We start from the raw sequence: 16,298 nt of genomic DNA, 5'->3' as shown, positions 1-16,298 counted from the left end.
CAGAACGAGCCCGGGCGGAACGAGGAAGGCCCCCGACCGGTGTCCGGTCGGGGGCCTTCCTCGTGGTTCCGGCCGCTCAGGCCAGCGCCTGCCGCGCGATCAGCGCCACCGCGAGCAGTCCGGCCAGCACGGCCAGCAGCATCGCGGGGGAGAGTGCGGCGAACGGGCTCTGCTGCTCCTGCAGCCGGGCCCGGGTCGCGCGGCAGGTCGGGCAGCGGCCCTCGCTCACGCGGCCGTTGCAGTTGGCGCACACCAGATGGTCGCAGGTCATGCGATCTCCTCCTCGCTGCTACAGCCAACGCACCGGACCGGGCCTTGGTTCCTGTTCTTGCCCTGTGCGGGGGAGCGGTCAACCCCGACCGCACCCTCCACTCTGCCAGGTTCCGGGCGTTCCGGCCCCCGGGCTGTGAGATGGCTCCCAATTTTCAGGGCATAGCCGGACATTCTCCCCCAGTTTCCCGCCGTCGTCGCGGTCCGGGACTGCGGGCCGACGGCCGCTTCGCGTATGGTCCCAAGCCGGGAGCGGCCGTCCGCTCCCCTCGCCCGCCCCGGGCCGGGCAAGCCGAGGGGCGGACCGACCGAGGACTGGCGCCGCCTAGGATGGCCTCCGTGATGCAGCCGTGATCAGATTCGACAACGTCTCCAAGACCTATCCCAAGCAGAACCGTCCCGCCCTGGACAACGTCTCGCTGGAGATCGAGAAGGGCGAGTTCGTCTTCCTGGTCGGCTCGTCCGGCTCGGGCAAGTCCACCTTCCTGCGGCTGTGCCTGCGCGAGGAGCGCCCCTCCACCGGCGAGGTGCACGTGCTGGGCAAGGACCTGGGCAAGCTGTCCAACTGGAAGGTGCCGCACATGCGCCGCCAGCTGGGCACCGTCTTCCAGGACTTCCGGCTGCTGCCGAACAAGACGGTCGCGCAGAACGTCGCGTTCGCGCTGGAGGTCATCGGCAAGCCGAAGAGCGCCATCAACAAGGTGGTGCCCGAGGTGCTCGACCTGGTCGGCCTCGGCGGCAAGGAGGACCGCATGCCCGGCGAGCTCTCCGGTGGTGAGCAGCAGCGCGTGGCGATCGCCCGGGCGTTCGTGAACCGCCCGATGCTGCTGATCGCGGACGAGCCCACCGGCAACCTCGACCCGCAGAACTCGGTCGGCATCATGAAGCTGCTCGACCGCATCAACCGCACCGGCACCACCGTGCTGATGGCCACCCACGACCAGGCCATCGTCGACCAGATGCGCAAGCGCGTCATCGAGCTCGACAAGGGGCTGCTGGTCCGCGACCAGGCCCGCGGCGTCTACGGCTACCAGCACTGATCCACCAGCGCTGACCCGTGGGCCGCCCGCCCGCCTCGCCCGACCAGCAGTACCGACCCTGGAGTTGTTGAACGCATGCGCGCCCAGTTCGTCCTGTCGGAGATCGGTGTGGGTCTCCGCCGCAACCTGACGATGACCATCGCCGTCGTCGTCAGCGTCGCGCTCTCCCTCGCCCTCGCCGGTGCCTCCCTCCTGGTCCGCGACCAGGTGAACTCCATGAAGGGGTACTGGTACGACAAGGTCGAGGTGAGCATCTACTTCTGCACCAAGTCGGACGCCCGCAACTCGCCGCAGTGCGACAAGGGCGCGGCGACCGACCAGCAGATCGCCGACATCAAGACCCAGTTGGACAAGATGGACTCGGTGGTCCAGTCCTCGACCTTCGAGGACTCCGCCGAGGCGTACAAGCACTGGAAGGAGATGAACCCGGACAACCCGCTCATCTCCGTCCTCGGCCCGGAGGCCATCCCGCAGTCCTGGCGGGTGAAGCTGAAGGACCCGACCAAGTACGACGTCATCCAGAGCGCCTTCGCCGGCAAGCCCGGCGTCAAGTCGGTCGAGGACCAGCGGAAGATCCTGGAGAACCTCTTCGGCCTGCTGAACGGCCTCCAGACGGCGGCCTTCGTGATCATGGTGCTGATGCTCTTCGTCGCCCTGCTGCTGATCGTCAACACCGTCCGGGTGTCGGCGTACAGCAGGCGGCGCGAAACCGGCATCATGCGCCTGGTCGGTGCCTCGAACTTCTACGTGCAGATGCCGTTCATCGCCGAGGCCGCGTTCTCCGCGCTGCTCGGCGCGGTGATGGCCTCCGGCCTGCTGCTCGGCGGGCACTTCTTCGTCCAGGGCTGGCTGGCCGACCGGGTCCAGTTCATCCACTTCATCGGCCTCGGCTCGGTGCTGGCGGTGATACCGCTGCTGGTCGTGGTCGGTATGGGGATGGCCGGCATCGCGGCCTTCTTCACCCTGCGGAAGTATCTGAAGGTCTGACCCCGGAGCACCCCGGCGGCCCCGGACGGCGCAGTGCCGTCCGGGGCCGCCGGCGTTCCGCCGTCGACCGTTCCGGCCCGGCGCGCTCCGCGCTGCGCCTACACTCCGATGCCATGCCAGTAACTCCGCGCGCGGCACGTCAGGTGGCCACCCTCAGCCTGGTGTTCGGCGTGGTCCTGCTGGCCGGTGCCGCCACCGGCGCCTGGGGGGAGCCGGGCACGACGCCGCGCCCGCCGTCGGCGGACGCCGCCCCGGCCGCCGCCGCGCCGCTCGGGGCCGGGCAGGACCCGGCCGGCGCCGACCTCTCCGAGCAGCAGGCCGAGCACCTGATCGGCGCGACCGGCGACCGCTGGGGCGCCTACTACAGCGCCCAGGAGTACGCCGAGTTCAGCCAGGGCCTGGGCGGCCGCTACCTCGGCGTGGGCCTGTCGGTCGGCCGCGGCCAGGACGGCGTCACCGCGGTCTCCCAGGTGCAGCCCGCCGGTCCGGCCGCCGCCGCCGGGATCGCGGCCGGCGACCGGCTGCTGCGGATCGGCGCGGACCAGGCCGACCGGCTGCCGGTCACCGAGGTGGTCGCCCGGCTGCGCGGGCGCGAGGGCGGCGAGCGGCAGGTCGGCTCCGAGGTCACCCTGGCGGTGCAGCGCGGCGAGGGCGAGGTCCGCGAGGTCCGGCTGCACCGGGCGCTGCTGGACAGCCAGCAGGTGACCGTCGAGCACCTGGCGGGCGGCGTGGTCCGGATCGCCGTCCGGGCCTTCACCAGCGGCGTGGCCGAGCAGGTGCGCGCCGCCGCGCGGGACGCGCGCGCCGGGGTGGTGCTCGACCTGCGCGGCAACTCCGGCGGGCTGGTCGAGGAGGCCGCCGACACCGCCGGGATCTTCCTGGACGGCGGCCCGGTCGGCTCGTACCAGGACCGCGGCGGCGTCCGGGAGCTGACCGCCCCGGCCGGCGGCGACCAGCGCACCCCGCTGGTGGTGCTGGTCGACGGCGGCACGATGAGCGCCGCCGAACTGCTCACCGGCGCCCTGCAGGACCGCAGCCGGGCGGTGGTGGTCGGCGCCCGCACCTTCGGCAAGGGCACCGTGCAGCAGCCCAGCCGGCTCGCCGACGGCGCGGTGCTGGAGCTGACCGTCGGCCGCTACTACACCCCGGCCGGCCGCTCCCCGGAGGGCTCCGGGCTGACCCCGGACGTGCCCGCCGGGCCGTCCGAGGACGCCGCCGCGCTCGCCCTGCGGGTGCTGGCGGGGCTCGGCACCCGGGCGTAGGACGCGGGCGTAAAGGGGCTGCTCGCCGGCGGCCCGGGATGCGAGAATGACCGCGTTATGGCAAAGGAAACGGGACACAAGCTGATCGCGCAGAACAAGAAGGCGCGGCACGAGTACACGATCCTCGACACCTACGAGTGCGGTCTCGTGCTCACCGGCACCGAGGTCAAGTCGCTGCGCGAGGGGCGGGCCAACCTGGTCGACGGCTACGCGTACATCCAGAACCACGAGGCGTGGATCGACAACGTCTTCATCCCCGAGTACACCCAGGGGACGTGGACCAACCACGCGGCGCGGCGCAAGCGCAAGCTGCTGCTGCACCGGATGGAGATCCACAAGATCGAGACGAAGGTCCGGGACGCCGGCCACACCCTCGTCCCGCTCTCGCTGTACTTCAAGGACGGCCGGGTCAAGCTCGAACTCGCCCTCGCCGTCGGCAAGAAGCTGTACGACAAGCGCCAGACCCTGCGCGAGAAGCAGGACACCCGCGAGACGGCCCGCGCGGTGGCGGCGGCGCGGCGACGCCAGGGTTAAATCGGCTGGACCCCCGCCGGTCGCCTCGCGTACTATGGCGCCAGCAACACGGACGGTCACCGTCCTGCTGTTTCTCAAAAAAACATGGGGATGATCGGTTTCGACAGGGGACGTCGAAACAGGAGAAGCGAGCCGAGGAACGCGGCAATGATCTCGTTAACCACGTGTCGCAAACAAATAATCGCCAACTCTAAGAGCGATTCCCAGCAGTTCGCTCTCGCTGCCTAATAAGCACCGATAGCGCTTGGGTGTCAGACCGGGGAGTTCCCGACCCGGACCCTGGCATAATCTAGGGAACTCAACCGTCCGCCCGGGCTGCGGGGGTGGATGGGAAATCAAACAGCAGCTGGGCCTGTTGGCGGCTTGTCCGCGTGACCGCCAGGGCCGAGAAAATCACAGCGGACTGCGCTCGGAGAAGTCCTGAATCCACTCCACTGGACCCGGGTTCGATTCCCGGCATCTCCACCACCCCATGTTCACAGTGAAGGCCGTCCACCGCATAGCGGAGGGCGGCCTTCACGTTGTCACCGGCCGGGGCGTAGGATCGTTCGTCCGCTCGTTCCGGAGCCGGATACCGTCGCAACCACCGAGGCCATGCAGAGCAACACGGACACCACCCCCGCCATCGACCACGAGACCGTGCGCGAGCGCGAGATCGCCGGTGAGCAGCAGCACCTCGACACCGTCTACCACCGGCTCGAGGAGAAGCTCGCCGAGGCCGAGTACATCCTGGAGGACGCCGCCAAGCGCGTGCACGTCGGCACCCCCGGCGCGCTCGCCGAGCGCGACGCCCAGGTGTACCGCGCCGGCGCCCACCTCCAGCGGCTCAACAACGAGTTCGAGGACTTCCTGTTCGGCCGGATCGACCTCCAGCAGGCCGACGCGCCGGAGGAGCACGGCATCCCCTCGAACACCCCGCTCGACCCGGCCGACCCGGCCGTCGCCGAGACCCTGCACATCGGCCGGCTCGGCGTGCTGGACGCCGAGTACGGCCCGCTGGTGATCGACTGGCGGGCGCCCGCCGCCGCGCCGTTCTACCGGTCCACCCCGCTGGAGCCCGGCCGGGTCATCCGGCGCCGGGTGATCCGCTCCAAGGGCCGCAAGGTGATCGGGGTCGAGGACGACCTGCTGCGCCCCGACCTCACCCCCACCCTGGACGGCGCGGAGCTGGCCGTCGTCGGCGACGGCGCGCTGATGGCCTCGCTCGGCCGCGCCCGCAGCCACTCGATGCGCGACATCGTCTCCTCCATCCAGAAGGAGCAGGACGAGGTGATCCGCGCCGCCGCGGCCGGCGCCACCCTCGTCACCGGCGGCCCCGGCACCGGGAAGACCGCCGTCGCGCTGCACCGCGCCGCGTTCCTGCTCTACCAGGACCGCCGCCGGTACGCCGGGGGCATCCTGGTGGTCTCGCCGACCGCGCTGCTGGTCTCCTACACCGAGGGCGTGCTGCCCTCGCTCGGCGAGGAGGGCCAGGTGGCGATCCGCGCCGTCGGCTCGCTGGTCGACGGCATCGAGGCGGGCACCTACGACACCCCGGAGGCCGCCCGGGTCAAGGGCTCGGCCCGGATGACGCAGCTGCTGCGCCGGGCCGCCCGGGCCGCGCTGGAGCTGGGCGCGCCGCAGGAGCTGAAGGTGGTCGCCCGCGGCGAGGTGCTGCGGCTGGACGCCGGCCGGCTCAAGACGGTGCGCGGCAACGTGATCGGCTCCGGCGGCACCCCGCTGAACCTGCTCCGCCCGCGCGCCCGCCGGCTGCTGCTGGACGCGCTCTGGCAGGAGCTCAGCCGCCACCTGCCCAAGCCGACCGACCACTACGCCCGGGAGCAGCGCCAGGAGGAGAAGGAGTCCTTCGACGAGTACGTCTCGGACGAGGCGCCGTTCCTGGACTTCCTGGACGCCTGGTGGCCGGCGGTCACCCCGCGCCGGGTGCTCGGCACGCTGAAGCGCCCCCGGCACACCAACCGGATCGCCCGCCGCGCCGTCACCCCGGACGAGGCGCGGCTGCTGGCCGACTCCTGGCGGCACCTGTCCGAGCAGGGCGAGGGCGCGCTGTCGGCGCACGACGTGGCGCTGGTGGACGAGCTCCAGGTGCTGCTCGGCGAGCCGGTCCGCAAGAAGGTCCGCGAGGTGGACGCGGTGGACCTGCTGTCCGGTCTGGACGAGGTGACCACCTTCGCCGACCGCAACTCCCGGCAGCGCGAGCGGGTGCCGGTGGAGCGCACCGAGTACGCGCACGTGATCGTCGACGAGGCGCAGGACCTCACCCCGATGCAGTGGCGGATGATCGGCCGCCGGTCCCGGATGGCCACCTGGACCATCGTCGGCGACCCGGCGCAGTCCTCCTGGCCGTTCCCGCAGGAGGCGCAGGCCGCGCTGGACGAGGTGCTGTCCGGCAAGCCGCGCCGCCGCTACACGCTGACCGTGAACTACCGGAACCCGGCCGAGATCGCCGAGGTGGCGGCCAAGGTGCTGGCGCTGGCCGCGCCGGGCACGCCGTCGCCGAGCGCGGTGCGGCACGTGGGCGTCGAGCCGCGGTTCGCGGCCGTCGCCGACCCCTCGCCGGAGGCGTTCGGCGCGGCCGCCCGGGTCGAGCTGGAGCGGCTGCTGGGCGAGGTGGACGGCACGGTGGCGGTGGTGGTCCCGATGGACCGCCGGGCCGAGGCGGCGGGCTGGGCCGAGGGGCTGGGCGGGCGCGTGGTGGCGCTGGGCAGCCTGGAGGCCAAGGGCCTGGAGTACGACGCGACCGTGGTGGCCGATCCGACCGGGATCGCCGGCGAGTCGGAGGCGGGCCTGCGGGTGCTGTACGTGGCGCTGACCCGGGCGACCCAGCGGCTGACCGTGCTGTCCGGCCCGGACGACCTGCCGGACGCGGCGGGCGTGCCCGCGCTGCTGCGCGACTGACGGTGCGTACGGCCGGCCCGCCCGGGCCGGCCGTACCGGGCACGACCACGGAGCATGACGAAGGCCCCTCACCCGGATGGGTGAGGGGCCTTCAGAAGCTACGACACCGACCCGCCATGCTCGCCTCGCGGCAAGTGGTCCCTCGAAGGGACGAAGGTTGGGCCCGGGGGCTTGGATCGAGCCGGTGTCCCGTCCAATGTAACGCATCGGGCGCCGGAGGCAAGAAGTTGTCGGGTCCGCACACTCAATGAACGTTATTTCTGGCTACGCCCTGGTAGGTGCGACGATCGAGGTCTAGCATGCGCAGGCGAGGGACTTCAACAAAATGTTGAACCTCGCGGACGGACGGACGGAAGAAGGAACGTCGATGGCGACGGTGCCCAGTGTCTCGAACTCGATCACGGTGCGGCTGGAGGTTCCGGCCAGAGGCAACGCGGTCAGCGCGATCACCACGGCGGTGGAGTCCTCCGGCGGCTCGGTGACCGGCCTCGACGTCACGGCCTCCGGCCTGGAGGCGCTGCGGATCGACGTCACGGTGGCGGCCTCCTCGGTCGCCCACGGCGAGGAGATCGTCGAGAAGCTCCGGGCGATCGACGGGGTGGCGATCGGCAAGGTCTCGGACCGGACCTTCCTGATGCACCTCGGCGGCAAGATCGAGATGTCCTCGAAGCTGCCGATCCGCAACCGTGACGACCTCTCGATGATCTACACCCCGGGTGTCGCCCGGGTCTGCATGGCGATCGCGGAGAACCCCGAGGACGCCCGCCGCCTCACCATCAAGCGCAACAGCGTCGCGGTGGTCACCGACGGCTCCGCGGTGCTGGGCCTGGGCAACATCGGCCCCGCCGCCGCGCTGCCGGTCATGGAGGGCAAGGCGGCCCTGTTCAAGCGCTTCGCCGGCATCGACGCCTGGCCGATCTGCCTGGACACCCAGGACACCGACGAGATCGTGGCCATCGTCAAGGCGATCGCCCCCGGCTTCGCGGGCATCAACCTGGAGGACATCTCCGCGCCGCGCTGCTTCGAGATCGAGGCCCGGCTGCGCGAGGCCCTGGACATCCCGGTCTTCCACGACGACCAGCACGGCACCGCGATCGTGGTGCTGGCGGCGCTCACCAACGCGCTCAAGGTGGTCGGCAAGGAGATCGGCGACATCCGGGTGGTGATGTCGGGCGCCGGCGCCGCCGGTACCGCGATCCTCAAGCTGCTGATGGCGGCCGGCGTCGAGCACGCCACCGTCGCGGACGTGCGGGGCGTGGTCCACGAGGGCCGCGACGACCTCAACGACAGCCTGCGCTGGATCGCCGAGCACACCAACCGCTCGGGCCGCACCGGCAGCCTCAAGGAGGCCGTGGCCGGCGCCGACGTCTTCATCGGCGTCTCGGCCCCGAACGTGCTGGACGGCGACGACCTGGCCACCATGGCGCCCGACTCGATCGTGTTCGCGCTGGCCAACCCGGACCCGGAGGTCGACCCGGCGATCGCCCGGCAGACCGCCGCCGTGGTCGCCACCGGCCGCAGCGACTTCCCGAACCAGATCAACAACGTGCTGGTCTTCCCCGGCGTCTTCCGCGGTCTGCTGGACGCGCAGAGCCGGACGGTCAACACCGAGATGATGATCGCCGCCGCCCGGGCGCTGGCCGCCACCGTCGGCGACGGCGAGCGCAACCCGAACTACATCATCCCGAGCGTCTTCCACAAGGACGTCGCCAAGACCGTCGCCGCCGCCGTCCGGGAGGCCGCCCTGGCCGCCGCCTCGGAGGCCCCGGTGCCGTCCCGGCCGACCCCGGGCATCGTCGGCACGCTCGACACCGCGGCGTTCCCCGTCGTCAAGCTCTGAGCCCTTGAGCTCGGACCCGGACCGGCCGGTCCGGGTCGCGACCCGGCTGCGCCCCGGGTCGCGGATCGGTCAAATGACCGAATAGCGACCTTACCCTCCCAATCCCGCCCCGAACCCTTGCGACACAAGGGCGAGGGGCGTGTTTGGGCTTGTCGGACCTAGGGCGTACGGTAGCCCTGCACGGGGCAGGCGTGTCCGACAAGTACGGAACGTCCCCCTGGTCTTCCGGCGCGTCGTCCCGACCGCCGCCCGCGCCCGGTCCGCCGGAGCCGACGGAGCGTCACACCTCCGGCGGGCGGGCGCTGTTCGGGTCGTTCCGCCGGGGCCCGATTGGCTTTCTCGGGGCCGGTCGGGGCAGGATTCGTATCCGGGCAGGCAGGCGGGCCTTCGAAGGCACGGCGCGCGGCATTGGGTGCGGACCCGGCTCGCGACCACGCATTGCCTGCATGAGCACAGTGTGCGGACCTGCGGCCCATCCGGGTGCCCCCGGTGGGAGCACCGATGGGCCCCCGCACACCGCAAGCGAACAGACCACAGGAGTACACATGAACCGCAGTGAGCTGGTGGCCGCGCTGTCCGAGCGCGCCGAGGTGACCCGCAAGGACGCCGACGCCGTTCTGGCCGCCTTCGCCGAGATCGTCGGCGAGGTTGTCGCCAAGGGCGACGAGAAGGTCACCATCCCCGGTTTCCTGACCTTCGAGCGCACCTTCCGCGCCGCCCGCACCGCGCGCAACCCGCAGACCGGCGAGCCGATCCAGATCGCCGAGGGCTACAGCGCCAAGGTCAGCGCCGGTTCCAAGCTGAAGGAAGCCGCCAAGGGCGCCTGAACCACCCCTTGAACGGCCGAGAGGCCGGGCTCCCCGTCGGGGGCCCGGCCTCTCGCCGTTGTGTGGGTGGTCGGCCGGTCAGGCGCCGACCAGCTCCTCGCTGGGCAGCTCGCTCGGCAGCTCGACGTGGGCGCCGAGGTCGCGCAGCTTGTCCATGAAGTTCTCGTAGCCGCGGTTGATCAGGTCGATGCCGTGCACGGTCGAGGTGCCCTCGGCCGCCAGCGCCGCGATCAGGTACGAGAAGCCGCCGCGCAGGTCCGGGATGACCAGCTCGGAGCCGATCAGCTTGGACGGGCCGGAGACCACCGCGGAGTGCAGGAAGTTGCGGGCGCCGAAGCGGCACGGGGTGGCGCCCAGGCACTCGCGGTACAGCTGGATGTGCGCGCCCATCTGGTTCAGCGCGCCGGTGAAGCCCAGCCGCGACTCGTACACCGTCTCGTGCACGATGGACAGGCCGGTCGCCTGGGTCAGCGCGACCACCAGCGGCTGCTGCCAGTCGGTCTGGAAGCCCGGGTGCACGTCGGTCTCCAGGGCGATCGCCTTGAGCTCGCCGCCCGGGTGCCAGAACCGGATGCCCTCGTCGTCCACCTCGAAGGCGCCACCGACCTTCCGGAAGGTGTTGAGGAAGGTCATCATCTCCAGCTGGCGGGCGCCGCGGACGTAGATGTCGCCCTTGGTGGCCAGCGCCGCGCAGGCCCAGGAGGCGGACTCCAGGCGGTCCGGCAGCGCGCGGTGGTTGTAGCCGTTCAGCTCGTCCACACCGGTGATCAGGATGGTGCGGTCGGTGCCCAGCGTGATGATCGCGCCCATCTTCTGCAGCACGCAGATGAGGTCGACGATCTCCGGCTCGATGGCGGCGTTGCGCAGCTCGGTGACGCCCTCGGCGAGGACGGCGGTGAGCAGCACCTGCTCGGTCGCGCCGACCGAGGGGTAGGGCAGCTCGATCTTGGTGCCGCGCAGCCGCTGCTGGGCGACCAGGTAGGTGCCCTGCGGGTGCTTCTCGATGGTGGCGCCGAACTGGCGGAGCACCTCGAAGTGGAAGTCGACCGGGCGGCCGCCGATGTCGCAGCCGCCGAGGCCGGGGATGAAGGCGTGGCCGAGGCGGTGCAGCAGCGGGCCGCAGAACAGGATCGGGATCCGCGAGGAGCCGGCGTGCGCGTCGATGTCCGCGACGTTGGCGCTCTCGACGTGCGAGGGGTCGAGGATCAGCTCGCCCTCCTCGTCGCCGGTGCGCACGGTCACACCGTGCAGCTGGAGCAGTCCGCGGACCACCTTGACGTCACGGATGTCCGGGACGTTGCGCAGTCTGCTGGGGCCCTGGCCGAGCAGGGCGGCGACCATGGCCTTGGGGACCAGGTTCTTCGCTCCGCGGACGCGGATCTCGCCTTCCAGCGGGTTTCCGCCGTGGACCAGCAGGACGTCGTCGGTCATCGTTCTCGCAATCCGGGGTGCCAGAGGAGTGGGTCGGGCTCGGCGACGAGCCATGCGGTGGACCGGTATCACGGGCGCGTCGGGCCCCCGGCGTGACCGAGTCGGCACCGTAGAGGGGCGTCCACCATCAGTAGATGGTAGTGGTCGTGCCGGTGGTTCCCGTGAGCCTCTCCCGTGATGGTGCTCTCCCCGGGGGCCGGGGCGCGCGCCGGCGCGTCCGTACGGGTGTTCGCGCGGCCCCGGCCGCCACCGGCCGGGCGGGTGTCCGCGCGGGTGTGCGTTCGGGTCTCCACCGCGGGGATTCTGCGGGATCATGTGAGGCATGACGGCGGCCCAATCGCACGGAGGCCGGTCCCACACCGGCCGCTTGCTCGTCGCGACGCCCGTGCTCACCGACCCGAACTTCGCCCGGGCGGTGGTGCTCCTCCTCGACCACGACGCCGAGGGGGCGCTCGGTGTGGTCCTCAACCGGCCGACCCCGGTCGAGGTGGGCAGCGTGCTGGACGGCTGGGGGGTGCTGGTCGGCCGTCCGGCCGTGGTGTTCCAGGGCGGGCCGGTGGCGCTGGACTCGGCGCTCGGCCTGGCGGTGGCGCCGGGGGAGCCGGGCAGCGGGGAGCCGCTCGGCTGGCGGCGGGTGCACGGCGCGATCGGCCTGGTGGACCTGGAGGCGCCGCCCGAGGTGCTGGCCGGTGAGCTCGGCGCGCTGCGGATCTTCGCCGGGTACGCGGGCTGGGCGCCCGGGCAGCTGGAGTCGGAGATCACCAGCGGCGCCTGGTACCTGGTGGACTGCGAGCCGGGGGACATCTCCAGCCCCGAGCCGGAGCGGCTCTGGCGCTCGGTGCTGCGCCGCCAGCGCGGTCCGCTGGCGCTGCTGGCCACCTATCCGGACGACCCGACGCTGAACTGAGCCGGGGGAGCGGCCGGCGCCGGGCGCGCGACACTGGCCCGGTTTCGCGAGCCGCCCATAGACTTGGCACTCATGAGCACTCTTGAGCCCGAGCGCGGCCTCGGCACCGGCACCCTGGTCGAGCCCGTCCCCCAGGTGTCCCACGGGGACGGCGACCACGAGCGCTTCGCGCACTACGTCCAGAAGGACAAGATCATGGAGAGCGCGCTCTCCGGATCCCCCGTGGTCGCGCTCTGCGGCAAGGTGTGGGTGCCCGGGCGCGACCCGAAGAAGTACCCGGTCTGCCCGATGTGCAAGGAGATCTACGACGGCATCGGCAAGCCGCAGGGCGGCGACGGCGACGACAAGTAGGGCCGGTCGGCCGCGCCGGTCCGGGGCTTCCCGGTCCGGTCTGGACCATTTTGCAAATTGGTCTATGCCGCTGAGCAGGGCCGGGGGCAGGATGGCGGAATGGACCTCATCCCCGCCCCCGTGAGTTCCGTCCGCCTCCCGGACCAGGACTTCCCCCTCGACCCGTCGACCACCCTGACCGCGCCGCCGGCGCTGGCCGGGGCCGAGCGGTGGCTGCGCGCCTCGCTGTCCGCCGCCACCGGTCTGCCGTTCGCCCAGGGGCGGCCCGGCGAGGGCGTCGAACTGGTCCACGACGAGACGCTGGCCGGTGAGGCGTACCGGCTCTCGGTGCGCCCCGGCCACGCCGTGCTCACCGCCGGCGGCCCGGCCGGCGCGCTCTGGGGCGCCCAGACGCTGCGCCGGCTGCTCGGCCCGGACGCCTACCGGCGCGCCCCGCTGCGTTCCGCCGGCTGGGTGCTGCCCGGCACCGACATCGAGGACGCGCCCCGGTTCGGCTGGCGCGGCGCGCTGCTGGACGTCGCCCGGCACTTCCTGCCCAAGTCGGACGTGCTGCGCTTCATCGACCAGCTCTCCGCGCACAAGCTCAACGTGCTCCACCTGCACCTGACCGACGACCAGGGCTGGCGGGTGGAGATCAAGCGCTACCCGGCGCTCACCGAGCGGGCCTCCTGGCGGGAGCGTTCGATGGTCGGCTACCGGGCCGGCCAGCGCCGCGACGACCGCCCGCACGGCGGCTACTACACCCAGGACGACCTGCGCGAGATCGTCGCCTACGCGGCCGAGCGGGCCGTCACCGTCGTCCCGGAGATCGACCTGCCGGGCCACACCCAGGCCGCCGTCGCCGCCTACCCCGAGCTGGGCAACACCGACGTGGTGGACACCGCCGCGCTCGGGGTGTGGACCGACTGGGGCGTCAGCCACCACGTGCTCAACCCCTCCGAGGCCACCCTGCGGTTCTTCGAGGGCGTGCTGGAGGAGGTCCTGGAGCTCTTCCCGTCCGAGTTCGTCCACCTCGGCGGGGACGAGTGCCCCAAGGAGCAGTGGAAGGAGAGCGCCGCCGCGCAGGAGCGGATCCGCGAGCTCGGCCTGGCCAACGAGGACGAGCTGCAGAGCCACCTCATCCGGCACTTCGACCGCTGGCTGGCCGAGCGCGGGCGCCGGCTGATCGGCTGGGACGAGATCCTGGAGGGCGGCCTCGCCCCGGGCGCGGCGGTCTCCTCCTGGCGCGGCTACGGCGGCGGGATCGCCGCCGCGCGGGCCGGGCACGACGTGGTGATGTGCCCCGAGCAGCACGTCTACCTGGACCACCGGCAGGCCCCCGGCGAGGACGAGCCGATCCCGGTCGGCTTCGTGCGCACCCTGGAGGACGTCTACCGGTTCGAGCCGGTGCCCGCCGAGCTCGACGAGACGGCGGCCCGCCGGGTGATCGGCACCCAGGCCAACCTGTGGACCGAGTTCATGGACAGCGCCCGGGACATCGACTACCGGGCCTTCCCCCGGCTCGTCGCCTTCGCCGAGGTGGCCTGGTCCGCGCTGCCCGCCGACCCGGCCGAGCGGGACTTCGCCGGCTTCGAGCGGCGGATGGCGGAACACCGGGAGGTGCTGGACGCGCTCGGCGTCGAGTACCGGCCGGCCGCCGGCCCGCACCCGTGGCAGCGGCGCCCCGGAGTGCTGGGGCGGCCGATCGAGGGGCCGCCGCCGGCGGTCTGACGAGCGCCGCGGGGGCCGGACGAGGTGGGGCGGGCGTGGCGTCCGGGAACTTCTGAGCGGTCGTCGGACGTCAAGAACAGATGAACATCTGCTCCGGTCCGCAGCGGACCGGAGCAGATACCGCCCGGTATCGGTCCCAATCGGGCAGTACCGTTCGCCCGTCCCGAAATGATCATCGAGCATTGTGTGCCAGAGTTGCCCAACCCGGCCCGATCGCCCGTACCCTACGGGCCAGGCCGGACTGCCGGAGCGGACACCCGGGCCCAGGGCCGCGGGCGGCAGGCGATCGATGAGCAAGTGGAGCACGGTGGGACCCAGGTGAACCGGACGATCATGCTGCCGGCCTCCCTCGACGAGGCCGTCGAAGCGCTGGCCGCTCACCCGGCCGCGGTGCCGGTGGCCGGCGCCACCGACCTGATGGAGGCCGTCAACGCCGGCCGGCTGCGCCCCGGGGCCCTGGTCGGCCTCGGCCGGATCACCGAACTCCGCGGCTGGCGCTACGAGGACGGCGGCACCGCCGTCCTCGGCGCCGGGCTCACCCACGCCCGGATGGACCGCCCCGACTTCGCCGCCCTGATTCCCGCGCTCGCCGACGCCGCCCGCACCGCCGGCCCGCCGCAGGTGCGCAACGTCGGCACCCTCGGCGGCAACATCGCCACCGCCGCCCCGGCCGGCGACACCCTCCCGGTGCTCGCCGCCCTGGAGGCCAGCGTCACCCTCGCCCGGGCCGGCGCCACCCGCGAGGTCCCGGTCAGCCACCTGCTCACCGGCCTCGACCCGCTGCGCCCGGGCGAGCTGCTCACCTGGGTGCGGGTCCCGCTGCTGCACGCCCCGCAGGTCTTCCTCAAGGCCACCGGCCGCAGCGGCCCGGCCCGCGCCACCGCCTCCGTCGCGCTGGTCCTCGACCCGGCCCGGCGCGCCGTCCGCTGCGCCGTCGGCGCCGTCGCCCCGGTGCCGCTGCGCCCGCTGGAGGCCGAGGCCTGGGTGGCCGGCTGCATCGACTGGGACGGCAGCCGGGAGATCGACCCCGCCGCGACCGCCGCGTTCGGCGAGTACGTGGCCGCCGCCTGCGTCCCCGACAGCTACGGCGCCGAGGGCTCCTGGGAGGCCGTGACCGAGGGGCCGAGCGCGGCCGCCGTCCGGCTGCGGCGTACCGTTGCGGTGCTGGCCCGCCGGGCACTGGGAAGGGCGCTCAAGTGACCACAGACCACCCCATCGAGGCCCTCGACCCGGGCCTGCTCGACCACGCGCACGACCACGCGCCGCAGGTCAGCCGCGAGCTGCGGCCGGTCACCTCGTACACCCTGCGGGTCAACGGCTTCGAACGGCCGGTCGCCGACGCCTGGATCGGCGAGAGCCTGCTCTACGTGCTGCGCGAGCGGCTCGGCCTGGCCGGCGCCAAGGACGGCTGCGAGCAGGGCGAGTGCGGGGCCTGCTCGGTGCAGGTCGACGGGCAGCTGGTGGCCGGCTGCCTGGTGCCCGCCGCGCTGGCCCAGGACAGCGAGATCAACACCGTCGAGGGACTGTCGGCCGGCGGCGGCGCCAGCGACGTCCAGCAGGCGCTGGCCGAGTCCGGCGCGGTGCAGTGCGGCTACTGCGTGCCCGGCCTGGCGATGGCCGTGCACGACCTGCTCCAGCGCAACCACCGGCCCACCGAGGTCGAGGCGCGGCAGGCGCTCTGCGGCAACCTCTGCCGGTGCACCGGCTACCGGGGCGCGCTGGCCGCCGTGCAGACCGTGGCCGACGCGCGCGCCGCCGAGGCCGAGGCGGCGGAGGAGGCGGCCGCCGCCGAGGAGGAGGCAGCCGCTGCCGCCGAGGCGGCGGAACCGGCCCCCGCGCCCGCACCGGTGCCCGACCCGGCCCCGGCCGCCGTCGCGGACCCCGGCCCGGCCACCGGCGACCTGCCGGTCTACACCGACGGCGACGCCTGGATCGAGCACGTCCCGCAGCCGCCCGCCGAGCAGAGCACCACCACCGCCGGGACCGGCGTCGGCGTGCCCTACGGCGCCCCCGACGGCCAGGGCGGCTACGACGGCGGCCACGACACCGGCGTCTACGACACCACCGTGCTCGCCCCGATCCGGGACGTTCCGGCCCAGCCGGCCGGCGAGCACACCGGCTACTACCCGGCCCAGGGCTACCCCGAGCAGCAGCAGCCCTACCCGGGCACCACCCCGGCGCACGGCACCTACCTGCCCCCCGGCGGCTACCCCGACCAGGGCGGCTACCCGCAGCAGCCCG

The 16,298-nt window shown here is 72.8% G+C and carries 13 protein-coding genes, 1 other RNA gene and 1 pseudogene; 13 read left to right on the top strand and 2 right to left on the bottom strand.

What is annotated here, in order from left to right:
- Nucleotides 1–76: 76 nt before the first annotated feature.
- A complete protein-coding gene (locus tag AB0N76_RS03330; protein ID WP_363552582.1) occupies nt 77–271 on the bottom strand; it encodes a hypothetical protein in 195 nt (64 codons plus the stop codon).
- A 349-nt stretch (nt 272–620) separates the two neighbouring features.
- Between AB0N76_RS03330 and ftsE the strand changes: the two genes are divergently transcribed.
- From ftsE to AB0N76_RS03290, 8 genes are all read left to right on the top strand, one after another.
- Nucleotides 621–1,310 carry a cell division ATP-binding protein FtsE gene (gene ftsE / locus AB0N76_RS03325; protein WP_148644607.1) on the top strand — a complete coding sequence of 230 codons (690 nt, stop codon included), beginning with the start codon at nt 621–623 and terminating at the stop codon, nt 1,308–1,310.
- A 75-nt stretch (nt 1,311–1,385) separates the two neighbouring features.
- Nucleotides 1,386–2,297, top strand: coding sequence for a permease-like cell division protein FtsX (gene ftsX / locus AB0N76_RS03320; protein ID WP_363552580.1), 912 nt, complete (start codon nt 1,386–1,388; stop codon nt 2,295–2,297).
- A gap of 113 nt (nt 2,298–2,410) precedes the next feature.
- Entirely contained in the window at nt 2,411–3,559 is a 1,149-nt protein-coding gene (locus tag AB0N76_RS03315; RefSeq protein WP_363552578.1) for a S41 family peptidase, read from the top strand.
- A 57-nt stretch (nt 3,560–3,616) separates the two neighbouring features.
- The gene (smpB, locus tag AB0N76_RS03310; protein ID WP_350632549.1) at nt 3,617–4,093 is read left to right on the top strand and encodes an SsrA-binding protein SmpB; all 477 of its coding nucleotides are present in this window, start codon (nt 3,617–3,619) and stop codon (nt 4,091–4,093) included.
- A gap of 86 nt (nt 4,094–4,179) precedes the next feature.
- Nucleotides 4,180–4,561, top strand: a transfer-messenger RNA (tmRNA) gene (ssrA, locus tag AB0N76_RS03305).
- A gap of 126 nt (nt 4,562–4,687) precedes the next feature.
- Nucleotides 4,688–6,991, top strand: a complete 2,304-nt coding sequence (locus AB0N76_RS03300) for a UvrD-helicase domain-containing protein (RefSeq protein ID WP_363552575.1) — start codon at nt 4,688–4,690, stop codon at nt 6,989–6,991.
- Between the two features lie 367 nt (nt 6,992–7,358).
- Entirely contained in the window at nt 7,359–8,831 is a 1,473-nt protein-coding gene (locus AB0N76_RS03295) for an NAD-dependent malic enzyme (RefSeq protein WP_363552573.1), read from the top strand.
- A gap of 545 nt (nt 8,832–9,376) precedes the next feature.
- Nucleotides 9,377–9,658: an HU family DNA-binding protein gene (locus AB0N76_RS03290; RefSeq protein ID WP_363552571.1), complete on the top strand. Its 282-nt coding sequence runs from the start codon at nt 9,377–9,379 to the stop codon at nt 9,656–9,658.
- 78 nt (nt 9,659–9,736) lie between these two features.
- Here AB0N76_RS03290 and murA read toward each other — a convergent pair whose 3' ends face one another.
- The gene (gene murA, locus AB0N76_RS03285; protein ID WP_363552569.1) at nt 9,737–11,089 is read right to left on the bottom strand and encodes a UDP-N-acetylglucosamine 1-carboxyvinyltransferase; all 1,353 of its coding nucleotides are present in this window, start codon (nt 11,087–11,089) and stop codon (nt 9,737–9,739) included.
- A gap of 322 nt (nt 11,090–11,411) precedes the next feature.
- Here murA and AB0N76_RS03280 point away from each other — a divergent pair, with 322 nt between their 5' ends.
- From AB0N76_RS03280 to AB0N76_RS03260, 5 genes and pseudogenes are all read left to right on the top strand, one after another.
- Nucleotides 11,412–11,996: a YqgE/AlgH family protein gene (locus tag AB0N76_RS03280; RefSeq protein ID WP_363552567.1), complete on the top strand. Its 585-nt coding sequence runs from the start codon at nt 11,412–11,414 to the stop codon at nt 11,994–11,996.
- Between the two features lie 72 nt (nt 11,997–12,068).
- Complete coding sequence (locus tag AB0N76_RS03275; protein ID WP_196947467.1) at nt 12,069–12,347, top strand: DUF3039 domain-containing protein; 279 nt, start codon at nt 12,069–12,071, stop codon at nt 12,345–12,347.
- A gap of 99 nt (nt 12,348–12,446) precedes the next feature.
- Nucleotides 12,447–14,057, top strand: a complete 1,611-nt coding sequence (locus AB0N76_RS03270; protein ID WP_363552565.1) for a beta-N-acetylhexosaminidase — start codon at nt 12,447–12,449, stop codon at nt 14,055–14,057.
- A 333-nt stretch (nt 14,058–14,390) separates the two neighbouring features.
- Nucleotides 14,391–15,257 (top strand): FAD binding domain-containing protein, encoded by an 867-nt coding sequence (locus AB0N76_RS03265; protein WP_363552673.1) that lies wholly within the window; start codon nt 14,391–14,393, stop codon nt 15,255–15,257.
- 86 nt (nt 15,258–15,343) lie between these two features.
- A pseudogene (locus AB0N76_RS03260) lies at nt 15,344–15,841 on the top strand ((2Fe-2S)-binding protein); the annotation flags it as partial.
- Nucleotides 15,842–16,298: the final 457 nt, after the last annotated feature.

Source organism: Kitasatospora sp. NPDC093806, from assembly GCF_040683335.1.
In the GTDB taxonomy this organism is placed as follows: domain Bacteria; phylum Actinomycetota; class Actinomycetes; order Streptomycetales; family Streptomycetaceae; genus Kitasatospora.
This window is presented reverse-complemented; position numbering and strand designations above follow the sequence as displayed.

Coding starts and splice junctions, on each gene's coding strand:
- AB0N76_RS03330 (WP_363552582.1), bottom strand. CDS start 271: ATGACCTGCGACCATCTGGTGTGCGCCAACTGCAACGGCCGCGTGAGC.
- ftsX (WP_363552580.1), top strand. CDS start 1,386: ATGCGCGCCCAGTTCGTCCTGTCGGAGATCGGTGTGGGTCTCCGCCGC.
- AB0N76_RS03315 (WP_363552578.1), top strand. CDS start 2,411: ATGCCAGTAACTCCGCGCGCGGCACGTCAGGTGGCCACCCTCAGCCTG.
- smpB (WP_350632549.1), top strand. CDS start 3,617: ATGGCAAAGGAAACGGGACACAAGCTGATCGCGCAGAACAAGAAGGCG.
- AB0N76_RS03300 (WP_363552575.1), top strand. CDS start 4,688: ATGCAGAGCAACACGGACACCACCCCCGCCATCGACCACGAGACCGTG.
- AB0N76_RS03295 (WP_363552573.1), top strand. CDS start 7,359: ATGGCGACGGTGCCCAGTGTCTCGAACTCGATCACGGTGCGGCTGGAG.
- AB0N76_RS03290 (WP_363552571.1), top strand. CDS start 9,377: ATGAACCGCAGTGAGCTGGTGGCCGCGCTGTCCGAGCGCGCCGAGGTG.
- murA (WP_363552569.1), bottom strand. CDS start 11,089: ATGACCGACGACGTCCTGCTGGTCCACGGCGGAAACCCGCTGGAAGGC.
- AB0N76_RS03280 (WP_363552567.1), top strand. CDS start 11,412: ATGACGGCGGCCCAATCGCACGGAGGCCGGTCCCACACCGGCCGCTTG.
- AB0N76_RS03275 (WP_196947467.1), top strand. CDS start 12,069: ATGAGCACTCTTGAGCCCGAGCGCGGCCTCGGCACCGGCACCCTGGTC.
- AB0N76_RS03270 (WP_363552565.1), top strand. CDS start 12,447: ATGGACCTCATCCCCGCCCCCGTGAGTTCCGTCCGCCTCCCGGACCAG.
- AB0N76_RS03265 (WP_363552673.1), top strand. CDS start 14,391: ATGCTGCCGGCCTCCCTCGACGAGGCCGTCGAAGCGCTGGCCGCTCAC.